The organism is Priestia sp. FSL W8-0524, from assembly GCF_038005965.1.
In the GTDB taxonomy this organism is placed as follows: domain Bacteria; phylum Bacillota; class Bacilli; order Bacillales; family Bacillaceae_H; genus Priestia; species Priestia zanthoxyli.
Window position 1 is genome coordinate 15,414 of the sequence record NZ_JBBOUG010000005.1, and the last position, 13,990, is coordinate 29,403.

Annotated in this window: 21 protein-coding genes; all 21 read left to right on the forward strand. The window is 39.5% G+C overall.

What is annotated here, in order from left to right; translation table 11 throughout:
- The first annotated feature begins 125 nt into the window (after positions 1-125).
- Positions 126-437, forward strand: a complete 312-nt coding sequence (locus NST66_RS28880; RefSeq protein WP_340843895.1) for a hypothetical protein — start codon at positions 126-128, stop codon at positions 435-437.
- An 82-nt stretch (positions 438-519) separates the two neighbouring features.
- Positions 520-651: a hypothetical protein gene (locus NST66_RS28885; RefSeq protein WP_340843896.1), complete on the forward strand. Its 132-nt coding sequence runs from the start codon at positions 520-522 to the stop codon at positions 649-651.
- Positions 651-1,034, forward strand: coding sequence for an ArpU family phage packaging/lysis transcriptional regulator (locus tag NST66_RS28890; protein ID WP_340843897.1), 384 nt, complete (start codon positions 651-653; stop codon positions 1,032-1,034). The genes NST66_RS28885 and NST66_RS28890 overlap by 1 nt, the downstream gene beginning before the upstream one ends.
- Before the next feature lie 595 nt (positions 1,035-1,629).
- Entirely contained in the window at positions 1,630-2,133 is a 504-nt protein-coding gene (locus NST66_RS28895; protein WP_340843898.1) for a hypothetical protein, read from the forward strand.
- Between the two features lie 50 nt (positions 2,134-2,183).
- Positions 2,184-2,429: a hypothetical protein gene (locus NST66_RS28900; protein ID WP_340843899.1), complete on the forward strand. Its 246-nt coding sequence runs from the start codon at positions 2,184-2,186 to the stop codon at positions 2,427-2,429.
- Positions 2,430-2,443: 14 nt separating this feature from the next.
- Positions 2,444-2,599, forward strand: a complete 156-nt coding sequence (locus NST66_RS28905) for a hypothetical protein (RefSeq protein WP_340843900.1) — start codon at positions 2,444-2,446, stop codon at positions 2,597-2,599.
- Between the two features lie 184 nt (positions 2,600-2,783).
- On the forward strand, positions 2,784-3,458 hold the full coding sequence (locus NST66_RS28910) for a hypothetical protein (protein ID WP_340843901.1): 675 nt from the start codon (positions 2,784-2,786) through the stop codon (positions 3,456-3,458).
- Positions 3,459-3,591: 133 nt separating this feature from the next.
- Entirely contained in the window at positions 3,592-5,112 is a 1,521-nt protein-coding gene (locus NST66_RS28915; RefSeq protein WP_340843902.1) for a terminase large subunit domain-containing protein, read from the forward strand.
- Positions 5,112-7,385, forward strand: a complete 2,274-nt coding sequence (locus NST66_RS28920) for a phage minor head protein (protein ID WP_340843903.1) — start codon at positions 5,112-5,114, stop codon at positions 7,383-7,385. The genes NST66_RS28915 and NST66_RS28920 overlap by 1 nt, the downstream gene beginning before the upstream one ends.
- 4 nt (positions 7,386-7,389) lie before the next feature.
- Positions 7,390-7,833 carry a hypothetical protein gene (locus NST66_RS28925; protein WP_340843904.1) on the forward strand — a complete coding sequence of 148 codons (444 nt, stop codon included), beginning with the start codon at positions 7,390-7,392 and terminating at the stop codon, positions 7,831-7,833.
- A gap of 55 nt (positions 7,834-7,888) precedes the next feature.
- Entirely contained in the window at positions 7,889-9,064 is a 1,176-nt protein-coding gene (locus NST66_RS28930; RefSeq protein ID WP_340843905.1) for a hypothetical protein, read from the forward strand.
- Positions 9,064-9,453 carry a hypothetical protein gene (locus NST66_RS28935; RefSeq protein WP_340843906.1) on the forward strand — a complete coding sequence of 130 codons (390 nt, stop codon included), beginning with the start codon at positions 9,064-9,066 and terminating at the stop codon, positions 9,451-9,453. The genes NST66_RS28930 and NST66_RS28935 overlap by 1 nt, the downstream gene beginning before the upstream one ends.
- A gap of 13 nt (positions 9,454-9,466) precedes the next feature.
- Positions 9,467-10,558, forward strand: coding sequence for a phage major capsid protein (locus NST66_RS28940; RefSeq protein ID WP_340843907.1), 1,092 nt, complete (start codon positions 9,467-9,469; stop codon positions 10,556-10,558).
- 11 nt (positions 10,559-10,569) lie between these two features.
- Positions 10,570-10,746, forward strand: coding sequence for a hypothetical protein (locus NST66_RS28945; protein ID WP_263046055.1), 177 nt, complete (start codon positions 10,570-10,572; stop codon positions 10,744-10,746).
- 1 nt (position 10,747) lies between these two features.
- On the forward strand, positions 10,748-11,197 hold the full coding sequence (locus NST66_RS28950) for a hypothetical protein (RefSeq protein ID WP_340843908.1): 450 nt from the start codon (positions 10,748-10,750) through the stop codon (positions 11,195-11,197).
- A complete protein-coding gene (locus NST66_RS28955; RefSeq protein WP_340843909.1) occupies positions 11,194-11,565 on the forward strand; it encodes a putative minor capsid protein in 372 nt (123 codons plus the stop codon). The genes NST66_RS28950 and NST66_RS28955 overlap by 4 nt, the downstream gene beginning before the upstream one ends.
- Positions 11,558-11,992 (forward strand): hypothetical protein, encoded by a 435-nt coding sequence (locus NST66_RS28960; protein WP_340843910.1) that lies wholly within the window; start codon positions 11,558-11,560, stop codon positions 11,990-11,992. Before NST66_RS28955 ends, NST66_RS28960 begins: the two co-directional genes overlap by 8 nt.
- 9 nt (positions 11,993-12,001) lie before the next feature.
- The gene (locus NST66_RS28965) at positions 12,002-12,355 is read left to right on the forward strand and encodes a hypothetical protein (protein WP_340843911.1); all 354 of its coding nucleotides are present in this window, start codon (positions 12,002-12,004) and stop codon (positions 12,353-12,355) included.
- 12 nt (positions 12,356-12,367) lie between these two features.
- The gene (locus NST66_RS28970) at positions 12,368-12,613 is read left to right on the forward strand and encodes a hypothetical protein (protein ID WP_340843912.1); all 246 of its coding nucleotides are present in this window, start codon (positions 12,368-12,370) and stop codon (positions 12,611-12,613) included.
- The gene (locus NST66_RS28975) at positions 12,613-13,425 is read left to right on the forward strand and encodes a hypothetical protein (protein ID WP_340843913.1); all 813 of its coding nucleotides are present in this window, start codon (positions 12,613-12,615) and stop codon (positions 13,423-13,425) included. The genes NST66_RS28970 and NST66_RS28975 overlap by 1 nt, the downstream gene beginning before the upstream one ends.
- 14 nt (positions 13,426-13,439) lie before the next feature.
- Entirely contained in the window at positions 13,440-13,970 is a 531-nt protein-coding gene (locus NST66_RS28980; RefSeq protein WP_340843914.1) for a hypothetical protein, read from the forward strand.
- Positions 13,971-13,990 lie beyond the last annotated feature (20 nt).

The following is a 13,990-nucleotide window of genomic DNA, read 5'->3' on the forward strand; positions in this document are numbered from 1 at the left end:
CAAGAAATCACTGAAACATGTGATAAAAGAATGTGTAAGGAATGCTCGGTTAAGTTATGGGTAAATTGCGATGTCTGCCCTGATCATGCTAAGGAAATTAAAAATAAATTGGAGAAGGTGAAATAATGGCATTACTTGATGAATTAAGAAATGCGTCTGATGCAAAGTTTAAAGAAATGCTAGAACAGTTTGTAACAAACCTTATTTCTGAAATAAAAGATTCGGCAGCAAAAGGATACAGTGGTTATCGAGTTAAGTTAAATAAACCAAACGATAATCAATCTATATTGTTTAATAATCCTAATTTCTTAAAGGGATTGCAAAAAGAAAAGCGTTTAGAAGGATTAGAGATTTCAATACAAAAAAAGGTCGTTACAACTATTGTGGGAACAAGCTGGACCGAACGTTACTTGCACATTAATTGGACAACTAGATAATAGCCTTAACGGAAAAACCGAGGGCACTGAGTAAGCAATAGCTTATTTGGTGTCCTTTTTATTTTATAAGGGGGTCATTACGATGAAAGTGAAAGTGGAGAAGGATTATTGCAAACGGTGTGTGTGGCAGCAAAACGGACTATGTATGTTCCAGCGCTGTGTAAAAGGATACGGATTTGTAGCAGACAAGCCAGTTAAAAAGGAGACTAAATGATGGGAGCAGAGCAGTTAACATTACTTGAGCCAGTGGATGAAAAGTTAGTTCGTCAAACGGTTATAAGAGAATTAAAAAACTATAGAGCATTAAAGGTGCAGCTGGCAAATAAAAAAGAGAGAGAGGAAGCAGGCGTGGTCGGCCTGTTCCCTGTTCTTCGAAAAGAAGATAACCTAGCTGAATTGAAAGTGAAACAAATTGAACGAGCTCTTGAATACTCCTTAGATGAAATCGAACGTGAAATCATCCAAGTCAAGTACCTAGAATCAAAACAGACAAAGGATATTAATATCTATATGGATTTAGGGCTGAAAAAAGAAAAGTATTACGAGAAGAAAGGTGCTGCCATTTTAAACATTGCTACCTCGCTAGGCATCATCTAATTCCTCAGATATTTTTCCGACAAAAACCCGACAAAATCCAGAGAAAAAAGGGTCCATTTTGGGGGCCTTTTTATTTTTCCATCAAAGGTAAGATTTTCTTATAAGCAATAGCAAATTGCTTGTGGGAGAAGCGCCTTTCCCTTATCAAGACGTACTCGGGTGTATCGAATGACTATGAAGGTTGCCGGCTGAATTTACGGGGGAACAACTGGAGTCTAGCTGTATTGCGTACGATAGCCACGGGGTAGTGAAGTGTGCAAGTCCTTCACGAAACTACTGTCTGTCATTCTATGTACAGCAACCGTTACTACAATCCTGGCCTCCTCCCGGGTGATTGATAAAGAACGGGTTTAATTTAATTAAGCAATTAGCGTAATGGGGTGTTAAATAAATAGTATAAGAAATGGTTATAAGGGAATATTGTGAATAACGATTAGCATTAGTACTAATCGAACAAGGTACACACATGGTAAATGTATCATCACTTGTATAAAGCGCCCTCCTCCACGGGTGCTTTTTATTTTTTGGAAAACGAACAGTTGTCTCGTTGTTAGGAAAATCCTCCTAGATTATAATTTTTCTAGGAGGTGATAAAATGCCAGAGGCCAAAGATTGGATTACATATGCCTTGACCTTTGTGAGTATTGTTGTAACAGCTTGGTTTAGCTATCGCGTGTTAAAAGCTACAGAGGCTACAAACGAAGTTACCAGAGCAACGCTTGAGCTGAGCAAGCAAATAAGTCATGCGGAAGAGGAAAGGCAAAAAGAATTTACAGAAAAAATGAGGAAACAGTTAATTCCTGAGATAATCAAACAGTCAAAAGCTGCTCACGATGCGACTGTGGATACAAATGCATCAAAAATTAATTTGAAGTTAAAAACTGCCCCAACAGAATTGTTAGTAACTAACGAAGATTTAGCCACCTATTTTAAACAAGAAGAGATTAATGTTATAAGAGATTTTTGGGATACTTATTCTAGTTATAGAAAAAAATACTATAAAAAGTTCTATCCTGATAATGACATGGGGGTATTATTAGAGCACGCTGCTCCCGTTGCTGAAAAGTACGCTAATTTAATAAATACAATTAAACATTAAGCATCCTTTCGAGGATGCTTTTTTATTTAGCTAAAGGGAGATGAGTAATAATGAATGAAAGTCAACGTGAGGTAATTGTAGCAGTAGCTGAAACAGTTGCAGTAGCATGGGAGCGAATGAGAGAAGCCTTAATATCATTAGCAAAAACGATTTCTGAATATCGTACCAAACATATAGAAGCTGAACAGAAGGTTAGATTATTACGTCAATCATGGATCATTAAACTAGATACTCGTAGATTAAGCCAAGTAATGGATAACAAACCTAAAGTTCATAAGCCAAGGATTCTTTATTAAAGGGAGGGAAGTACATGCTAACAACATTTAAAATTATGTTAATGGCTATCGCGTTTATATTGACGATTGGAGCCGTAGCAGAGGAAAAAGAGCACCTCAGAAAAGATATTCAATATATCCTCGTGTTTGTTATCTTCGCATTAACAGCCACGTTTATCTTTACTAATTAAGTTTACCTTATAGTTAGCCTATAAGAGTGAGCCAAAGTTGAACTAAGCGTAACACTGTAACGTTAAAAAATAATAGCGTTACAGCCTTCTAAATCAATGACTACATTAAATGCCCACTGTAACGTTTCGCTTGTAACGTTACAAATAGCGTGACAAGTGTTACAGAATGGAGGTGTATCGTTACATGGCACGTCAATCAAAAATAGAGCAGTATGAATGTGAAGACATCGTTATTGCAGGTATTAAAGCAGACCCTCCTAAATCAGTTAGGCAGATTGCTGAAGAGTGTACAAAACATGCAGGAGTTAAAATATCTCATACCGCTGTTGCTCGTTATATTGAAGGGATAAAAGGGCAAGAGAAAAAGAAAGCCGTCATTAGAGAAGATAAGCGTCGAGTTGTGAAAGTAGTGAATCAAGAGTTTGATATTATCCAGCTTCAGTACAAGACGACTGAAAGGCTGCTTGCTCGTTTTGAATTAGTGGATGATTTACCTGGATACTTTGATCAGCGAATGAACGAATTAAAAGATGCTCTCCTAGCCGCTGTTCATGAAGGAGGGGAAATTGACTATGATTACTTAGATGACTGGAAAGCCAGCTTTAATAAAGAGCTAAAGCGTAAGGTATACGAGATAACCACGTTAAATAAAGAATTACGGGAAAATACAAAGTTTCTCGTTGATTTAAGGGAGAAAGCTTTTGAATTCAGCTTAATTCAAGAGTATCTCTCTATTTTTATGGACAAATTCAGAGACGTGTCAGAGGAAGGCTACGAGGTTGCTATTCAGCATTTAGCTGCTAATCCTCGTATGCAAAAGATTGTAGACCAGCATATGCAACTAAGGGGTGAAGCTTAATGTGTTAGGGAAATTTCATGACCGCTTACGTGAGCAAGCAACGGGCTTTGCTAAACGTAATGACCAGAAGCCAGAGGATGCCAAGACGCGCATTCAAAAGAGAATTTTCATTCGTACCAAAGATAAAAATGTTGTGAACCTGAAGTTCAATCCTATCCAGTCTATTTACTGGGAGGAACGGACAAACCGTGACATTATCTTGAAGCCGCGTCAATTAGGATTTTCTACATTAATTTTATCCGAGTTCTTTGACGATACGATTAACAATCCAAATACAACCACTGTTATTATTGCTCATGATTCAGAGAGTACTAAGAAGCTGTTTAATGCTGTTCAATTCATGTACAACAATCTACCTGAAGCAAAGAAAATGCAGCTGAATAACGGCAAGACAAAGCCGAAATACGGCAACCGAAAAGAGTTCTATTTTGAAGCGCTCAACAGCCGTATTACAGTTGGTACCGCTGGAAGTACAGACTTTGGACGTGGTGATACCATTCATAACCTTCACTGTTCAGAGGTTGCCTTCTGGCCTGATCCTGAAACCTTAATGACAGGGTTGCTTCAAGCAGTTCCTAGGGATGGCCGTATCGTTCTTGAAACAACAGCAAATGGTGTAGGGAACTATTTCTACCGTACTTATCAAGAGGCAAAACAGGGTGTGGTTGATTGGAAACCTAAGTTTTATCGGTGGTTTGATCATCCAGACTATCAGCTATCTTTAGAAGGTGAGGAGTTCAAACCTACCAAAGCAGAGCAACGTATTATTGAGCTCTACGGTTTAACTCTTGAGCAAGTGAAATGGCGCCGCTGGAAGATATCCGAAATGCCTGAAAAGGATGGGATGTCTAAAGAGGAACATTTTCTTCAAGAGTATCCGGAAGATGACCAAAGCTGTTTCTTAAGCTCAGGTCGTCCAGTATTCAATCTTAAGGATTTAAAAGACATGATTGAGGTTGCCAAGCAGAAGCCTTATACGACTCACTACATTGATTACGTGGATAACATGAATCATTCCATTGTTGAGCAAGATGAAGGCGAGCTATGGATTTGGAAAGAGCCAGATCCTAATGAACGATATTTTATTGCGTGTGACGTTGCAGAAGGTAAGGTTGGCAGAGACTTTTCTACAGCTCATGTATTTGAGTGGGCAAGTGGAGAACAAGTTGCCGAGCTACAAGGGCATTGGGACCCGGACATTTTTGGAAAGAAATTAGCTGTCCTTGGATGGCATTACAATACAGCAATGATAGGACCTGAACGTAATAACCACGGTCACAGTGTACTTAATACTCTTATCAATCAAGTTGGCTATGAAAACCTTTATTATCACGTAGATTATGACTCGAAATCTGGTGAAGAGAAGAAGGAACCAGGATGGCCAACGAACGCTAAGACTCGCCCTATTATGATGTCAGAGTTGAGGGCTGTTATGAGGGAACACTTAATGACTATAAATAGTCCTCGCTTACTTGGTGAATGTTTTACCTTTATCGTGAATGATAAGGGGAAGGAAGAAGCACAAGGAGGCTGTCATGATGATTTAGTCATGGCATTTGCAATTGGCATTCAATTACGCAAATACATGCCAGTTCCTAAATATGTACTGAATTCGTTTATCACAGGCTTTTCAATGAATGGAGGTGAGAATTAATGGGACTACTCGATGGGTTAAAAGCGTGGCGTGCTGAAAGGCAGTTTAAGAAGTTTACTCGTAATCTTAGCCACTCAATCAACACTCGCTTAGAAAGTGGTAGACAAACGCATGAGAAGTGGGAGAAGCAGTTTTCTTGGTACGAGGGTATCATGATTAACCGCAATGAGTTCCGCAATAAGGATGTTATGGAAAGTCTTAAAATCATTCGTGACTTGAATCCAGATGCTTCCATGGCTATATGGAACTTTCTTCGCCTATCCAATACAGGACATGAGCTTGAATGCTTAAAACCTACAGGCTCCAATGACAAGCAGGGGCTAGATTATATTAATAGTCTAGCAAAGCGTGTAGGTGCTCTATATGGCGGCGGCATGGATCAATTGATTAATGTATTGAACCTTACAGGGTTTACACAAGGAGCCATTTGTTTAGAGGTTGAATTGAATGAGAGCTTGAATGATGTTGTAGACTTTCATGCGGTAGATCCTAGCACCGTAGATTTTCGTAAGGATAAAGAAACAGGTGAAGTCCAATTGGTGCAAAAGCAATCGGATGGTACATATAAGGTGCTAAACCGAGAGCAAGTATTCTATTTACCGTTTGATCCCGATATTGGAGATCCTTATGGACGTTCTCCTATTCTGCCGCTCTTGCAAATTGTCTTCTTTCAGGTTGAGGTACTGAAAGATTTAAAAGCGGTCGCTCATAATCAAGGGCATGCCCGTTTAGATATCTCTGTAGCCGAAGAAGCTATTCTGAAAAATATCCCTCAAGAAATCAAGATGAAGGGTGCGGAAGCTATTGCTAACTACGCTCAAACTTTTGTTACATCTATCGAAAATCGATTCAAACAATTGAAAGCTGATGACAATTTTTTTCACTCTGACTCTGTGAAGGTTGCTATGGTTGGGGGTACCGCTGGTAAATCAATGGACGCCACAGCCTTAATTAATATCATTAATCAGCAACTCGTTTCTGCCTTAAAGCAGTTACCTATCCTTTTAGGGCGTAATGAAGGTACCACGGAAACGCATGGTACTGTGCAATGGCAAATATATGTGGCAGGTATTGAAAGCATTCAGCGAGGTGTTAAGCGTGTTATAGAACGTGCTTATAATGTTGCGTTGCAGGTGCAAGGAAAACAGAGTAAAGCTCGTTTAACCTTTAATAAGCTGCGCACTACAGACCGTTTCCAAGATGCTCAGGCTGAACAGATTGAAACAAATACCTGGATATCAAGGGTTAATCAAGGATGGGTTGATAACAATGAGGCTGCTAATGAGGTAGTTGGTCATGATGCAGTTGCTGAGCCACAAGCACCAGTTACAACCACGTCAGCTATTTCACGTTCAAGGCGTGTACAAGTCAAGCGTCAACCAAAAACACGCGCCGATGATACTGAAGATGAGTATGTAAAGGAAATGCAAGGTGATTGGGTACCTGAAGTTGCTGTCCTAACCACAAAAGCAGCTGATGATTTCTATAACCTTTTACAGAATCAAGTAGAGACATATATCAGTAGACTTGAAGAAGCCGATACGCCTCCTACGCGTGTCTTGATAGATGTTCATAGGTTTATGTATTCGAATAATCGAAAAGACCTCTCAGACGTTCCTAAATCGTTCATTGATTGGATTAAGTCCAATATCTTAACAGATGAAGGTGAGCAATTGGAATTATGGGATGCTGCAGGTTTTGATTGGATAGAGCAATCAGCCAAAATAGCAGGAATGTACAACATTATGGAAATCGATACAGAGCTTGTATTTGATGATACAGCTGATGATTTCCTACGTTCCCTATCTGATCGTTCTCGAAGGGATGCCGAATTGATTCAGGGTGTCACTGATGAACATGTGATTATGGCTTTATGGGACGTTGCTTTTGAAGGTCAATACAGTGTAACCAAAGCAGCTAATGCATTACGAGAAGACTTTGCTTTCTCAAAAGGAAGAGCAAGAACTATTGCTCGTACTGAAATGGTAGGAGCTGCAAGAACCGGTCAATGGCATTCTGATAAGCAATCAGGCATGGTCATCGGCAAGATATGGCGTTCTGCTCAGCAAGATCGTACAAGAGACGGCCATAGGGAAGCAGATGGACAGGTTAAAACATTAGATGAACCATTTTATGTGGCGAATGCAGACGGACAATTTGAACCGTTAATGTATCCAGGCGATAGTTCATCAGCATCAGCAGACAATGTTATTAACTGCCGTTGTTGGTATAAACGTATCCTTGAAGGTGAAGAGCACTTATTGGAGGGGTGAGTAAATGATTTTAGAAGAACAAAAAAAGCTATATATTCAGCACTTTAAAGAATGGTTAAAAGAACAAGATGTATTTCAAAAGAAAATTGAACGTGACATAGAAACAAATACCGAGCTTATTGAACTTAATGAGAAGCAGTTAGAACTTCATATTCAACGTGTCAATATAGGTATTAAAGAACACAACAAATGGGCTGAGGATAACGGTATTGAAGAGCGTATCGAGCTCATTGATGAATGTTCCTTGACTGAAGAAGAACAAAGAAAGATTGAATTAGAAACCTTTGTTCAAACTTTAAAAATCATCGAGCAAAACTTTAATATTGAAATAAAACCTGTAGATCATGGTTCAGTAGTTATAGAAGATTTAACAACTAATAAACAATATTGGTTTAGAGCAGATGAACACAAGTATTGGCCTGAAGGGGAAATTATTGACCCTGTTTAATCTACTCTTATTGGAGGGAGGTGAATAGAAAATGGGAGCAGCTTTACATTTACCAGTGCGCTTACAAGTAGCACAAGAGCAGGAAATCGATATAGATGCAATTAACCGTCATACGCTTGAGCCTGTAACAGCTGATGATATTTTTACATTCTCAGGTGTTTGCTCGAATGACAGACTAGATTCTTACTTTACACGAATGGACCCTGTAACTACATTACGAAACTATGCTGCTGATTTAAACAACGGTGTTAGTTTATTAGGAAACCATAATATCTATACGGCTCCTTTTGGACGTTCATATGGCGGCCAGTTAATCCAAGGTGACACTGACAATGCTAATGCAGTGCGCGGTGATTGGTACATTCTTAAAGGTGTAAAAATCAATGGTGAGTCTACAGATGACACTATACGAGCTATTAAGGCTGGTATTACACGTGATATGTCCGTTGGTTTCTCTGATGAATCCTATCGTTGTGGATCTTGTGGTCGTGATTTATGGGATTGGGAATGTCCTCATATTCCAGGGCTAGAAGATGAAACCGGTCGAATGTCCTTTGCTTGGATTGAAAATGCTAGGCTTAGAGAGGTATCGACTGTATATAAAGGTGCTACACCTGGTGCTTACATCGACAAGGCGAGAGCTTATGTCCAACAAGGTGAATTAGAAGAAAATAAAATAGCGAAATTAGAGCAACGCTTCCAAACTCGTTTTGAACGAAAAGATGGCGCTGCTTTTTTTATGCCTAAAAAGGAGGATAACAAGCGTATGGGTTTACTTGATCAAATCAGAAGTGAATTGAAAGAAGGAAAGCTTGAGAAGAGTGCTATTTATAACGTTTTATCGTCAGAAGGTGAAGTCTTTCGTCAACCAGAGGATGTTCAATTACGCAATGAATTGGGCGAGCAAGCCACCGTAGAAGGAGTTAAGCAATTAAAGGTAGAGGCTGAACAAGGTCGTCAGTACGCTGCTGATTTAGTTGACCAAGCTGTTGCAGCACGTACTCGTGCTCAAGGAGACAAATTTAATGCAGAGTCTTATAAAAACATGCTTATTCGTTCGGCTGACCTGGACTATGTCAAAGAGGAAATTAACGCTTACGAAGAAATGGCAGGCGAGCGTTTCACAGGTGGTCGTCAAACAAACCCTGATGATCCTAATCGAGGTCATGGCGCAGGCAACGAAGAGGACGACATCATTGTTTCAGAATCATACAAAGGAGATGATAAGTAATGTTTAACAAAGTAGGCGGTATTGTACCAGATAGTTATGGATTATCCCTCACTGTTTTTGCGCAAGATGCTACATCTGAAAGCCCAGTGAAGGCAGGAACACCACTTAAATTGGCAACAACAGGTGCTTATCACGCAGTTAAATGCGCTGATGGTGATGCTATTCAATTAATGGCCAAGCATACTGTTACATCAAAAGAAGCTCCACTTGGTGTATACGATTATACCCACAAACGTAATAATGAATTTCCGTACACAGGAACCATTGCAGTTGGCGATTCAGTAGTTGCGAATGGCACTGGTGGTGTAAAGAAAGCAACCGAAGCCAATGGTTCTTATGTGGCATTAGTTAATTCAAGTAAAGGCACAGTAGAAGTTCTACTGCCTTAATGGAGGGGAAAGCATGAAATTTACAGGCAAAATTAAAAATAGTCGTGGAGAAATTATTGAATTAAAGAATGGTTCAGAATTACGAACTGCTATGAAAGATTCAGCAGGAAAAGACGGCCGTATTGCTGGTCAAGCTGAAGAATTACTTAGCAAAAATAGTTCAGCTGCTTTCCGTTCTTATCTTGCTTCTCAAGGTGTAACGGTAAAAGATGCTGTCCGTGCATTGGGTATTGAAGACATTAGCTCTCAACAGGTTCGTGCTCTTTATCAAAATGACAATACAAAACCTTTATTTAATGCTGTGTTAGAGGATGGTTTCCGTGAAGGATTCTTAGCTGGTGGACGTTCTGATCAATTAATTGGTCAAACAATCAGCATGGATCAAATGAGTTACCAATACTACACGTTAGAAAATAAGGATAATGATGATCTAGACCTAAGCTTCATTGGTCAAGGTGCTCCAATTCCGGTTGTAAGTATCAAATTAGATACAGACCACACTATTTTCGTCTACAAGCGCGGCGGTGGTATTGAAATTACAGACGAAGCAAAAGCAATGCGCTTTGATATGCTTTCTCTTCACTTACGCAAACGCGGTGTGCAAATCGGTCGTACTGAAGAGAAATTAGCTGTTCATCGTTTATTAAATGGCTATTTCAAAGATGGCACAGATGCAGCTCCTACGCTTGGAGTGAAAACAGCGAACGATTGGACATTAGCTGATATTTGGTACGCAAAACAATTTGCTTATCAAAAATATGGTTTTAACTATACGAAATGCTTAATGAACTTGAAAACAGCAGAACAATGGGCTACTCAAAAAGAAGCCAACGGAAACTTCATTTTCCTTAATGAGCTGAAAAATGGAGATATGCCTGATGTGCTAGATTATCAGCCGTTTATCTCTGAAGATATTCCAGATGGCCGCATGGTATTAGTAGATCCTAAGTTTGCTCTTGCTAAATATCAATTCAAGCCATTCTCTGTTGAAAATGACCGCGATGTGAAAACGCAGGTTGAAGGTTCATATGCAACTGAAACATCTGATTACATTCCATTTGATCCACATGCTCGTATGATTTTAACGCTTGATGAGGCACGATAAGGAGGGTTAGTATGGCTGCTGCTAAAAAGAAAAAATATAAATTAAAAGACCCTGCTACTCAGTTCGCTGAGGTAACTAGTGAAGGGTCTTTTTCATTGGCTGGAAAGCAAGAGAAGGAGTTACCAAAGAATCCTTCTCAGGAGCTTTTAAAACGTATTGAAGCAGGTTTTATTGAAGAGGTGGAATAACATGCCTTATGCAACAGTAGCAGAGGTCAAAGAGCGCGTTTCATTTTCTGAAATCGCTGCTCTTACTGATATCAAACTACAAGGGTACATTGATCGTGCTACTTCTTGGATTCATCGAGAAGCTCAACGGAAGTTTAAAGATGAAACAGATGAGGATTTATTGGCAGACCTTCGCACAGCTACCGTATTGCTTGTTGAGTACTTATGGTACCAGGATAACCCTGATATTAAAGAAAGCTCATTAAGCCCTATCGAAACAGAAAAGGTAGGTTCCTACTCTTATACCATGAGGGATGTTCAAACAGTGGACTCCATCAAAGAGAGGGAGTATGAAGGCACGCGAACAGGCATAAAAGAGCTAGATTTAATTTTGCAGTCTCTTAAACAGGATATCCCAACGGGTATTTCATTCTTTTCTATCTCGGGTCCTTCAAGTGGGTATGGTGTATGAGGTTTGAGCGTATTCTTACTCATCGTTGCACAATCGTTTTAACTGGTCAGAAGATAGGTGAAACCGAGTATGGCAAGCCTATTTATAGTGATGTTCCTATTGGAAATGTTCCTTGCCGCGCTGATCAGATTAGACGAAAAGCTTCTGTCGATCAATACGGAGTAGATTTCATCATTGAAAACATCTTGTTTGTAGGTCCCGACAAACAAATTCCAAGTGATGCAAAAATAAAAGATATTCGGGACTTAAAAGATAGGCCGGTGTTGGATGGGGTTTATACTGTCGAAAAAGCACAGCCTATTTATTCTAAAGTACGTCTTCATCACTATGAAGTCACACTTCAAAAGGAGGGTGATGGAAATGGCTAAAAAGAATCTTAAATTCGATTTTAAGATTGATGAATCTGTAAAAGATCAGCTATCTCCTGAAAGGTTAAAAGAGGCCAGGAGAAACGCTGTGACTGCTGCTGCAATAGCATGGGCAGATGAAACAAAGGAGATTGTACGAGAGGATGATCATATTGATACGTCCTTGTACATTAACTCCATTGGGTACCTAACAGACATTCCGGCACAGGATAAAACAGGGAAAGGTTCACGTACAGCTACTCAAAACGATGTTGTACATGAGCTCATTGAAGGTGCTGACACAACTATCCTGTTAACAGGTTCAGGGGTTAGTTACGCTGAAATCCTCGAAAAGAAATATAACATTATGGCTCGTGGGTTAGACCGTGCTAGTGAAAGAATGGATCGCGTAGCACAAGTTCAAATCCAAAAGACATTAGGTTTATAGGAGGCACTCATGATTAAGTATGTAGATCCCGTTCCTCCTATCCTTCGATTTTTTAAAGATCGAACAGATTATCATATAGACGCTAATACCTTTCAATCAAACATTAGTGAAGGGTTATTGGTTCGTAGTGCTGGAGGTATCGGTTTTAGCCGTATCCAGCTTATTTATCGTGCTTCAGAAGAATCAGAAGCAATGAGCAAACTTATTAATTGCATGAACTTGTTAGAATCTCAAGCTGCTTTTATACAAGGATTGCGCGTTGAGTGGTGTGGAAAGGAAGGTAATCCTATCCCGTCACGAGACGAGGACACACAAAAGTCAGAAGCATGGTGCTACATGCGATTAGAACATTTAGAAGCATAGGAGGTCATTACATTGGCTAAAAAAAATGAAAGTAAGGCAAAACCAACAACTGAACGCAAGATTATCTGCAAAGGCCCCGTTGATAAAAACAATGGGGCTATTATTTTTCGCTTACCACCTGAAAGAAAAGGCGGTAAATCGTTTGATATCGTGAAGGGTCAAACCCTCACTGTAGGCGATGATAAAGATATTTCAGAAGCAACAGCAAATCAATTGCTAGACTCAAAAACTTGGAAATTTGAAGAGGTGACTAAATAATGGCTGATATTTATAAAGTTAATTCGAAGAATTTTGTTGGTGGTCCAGGGCGTTTGGTTGTGGCTGACATGAATGTGGCTGCTCCAGAAAAGATTTCAGATGTTATGGATTTAACAGATCCTTTTAATTTAAAGGAAGGATGGACAGACCTTGGAGCAACGAATGATGGGATTTCCATTTCTCGTGGTTGGGACACAGAAGATTTTGAAGTAGATCAAATTATGGGTGCCGCTGATACAGATGTTTCAAGCTTTGAACATACGTTAGAAACACAATTAGCAGAGAATACAATTGAGAATCGTCAATTGGCTTTAGCAGGGGGATCGATTATTGAAACGCCAGCTACAGTCGGCACAGGCCAAGTATTAGGCGGTGCTCTTGCAGCGGGAGCTCGTATTGTTACTTTATCCACTGCAGATGTAGCATTTAAGACAGGCGGATGGTTACGTTTAGGGACGAATGAATTAATTAAAATTACCAAAGTTGAAGGTACAGCTGTTTATTTAGAAACAGGAGTGAGCAAGGCTTATACAACGTCTGATCAAGTCTATCCTGTGACGGAATTGCCTACAAAGCGTATTGGTTATGGAACGGTGACAGACATTCCATTCAAGCGTTATGCGCTAATTAGTCAAAAGAAAGATGGCTCACTTTATATGGCAGTTGTACGCAAAGCGAAAGTATCCGGAGATTCAAAAGAACAAGCATTTAATAAAGAGAAACGCGTTCTTCCGTTCCAGTTACAAGCCTTCCCTGAAGACGGTGTAGCAAAAGAAGAAAACGTATATTACGAAATCGAACAAGCAATTTAAGGGAGGACTTATAAATGGGTGTAGAGGCAAAATTAAAAACATTAGATATTCAAAAAACACTTGGTGAAGTTACACTTTCGGACGGGGAAAAACTCCCTGTCCCTAAGCTATCTATGTTGAAAATTATTCAAATCGTAAAGTTTCTTGGTGTAGATGGAGCTAAGATTTATAGCCAAGCACGTGAAGTATTAATTGATGATTCATATGATCAGATTGAGAAATATGCTGTGATTTTAGAATCAATTCAAGAGTCGCAAGTTATGCGTATCTTTTCAATCATTCTTGATATTGAAGACGATGAAGCATTAGCTTTAGATATTAACGAATCATTAGATGTTCTGCTAGTTTTAGGTGAAAATCTAGATTTCGAAAAAACTTTTACTCAAGTCCGTCAGTTGATGAAGAAGCTATTCAACAAAGAGCTGCCGGACTTCAAGGAATTAATCGACAGAGCATTTCCGGAAGTACCGATGGAACCAGTGAAAGAGGAGACTTCGGAGGAAGTGAAGGAAGAGGAAATGGAAAAAGAAGAAGCATCGGCTTAAGTTGGGAAAGCTTTATTGAC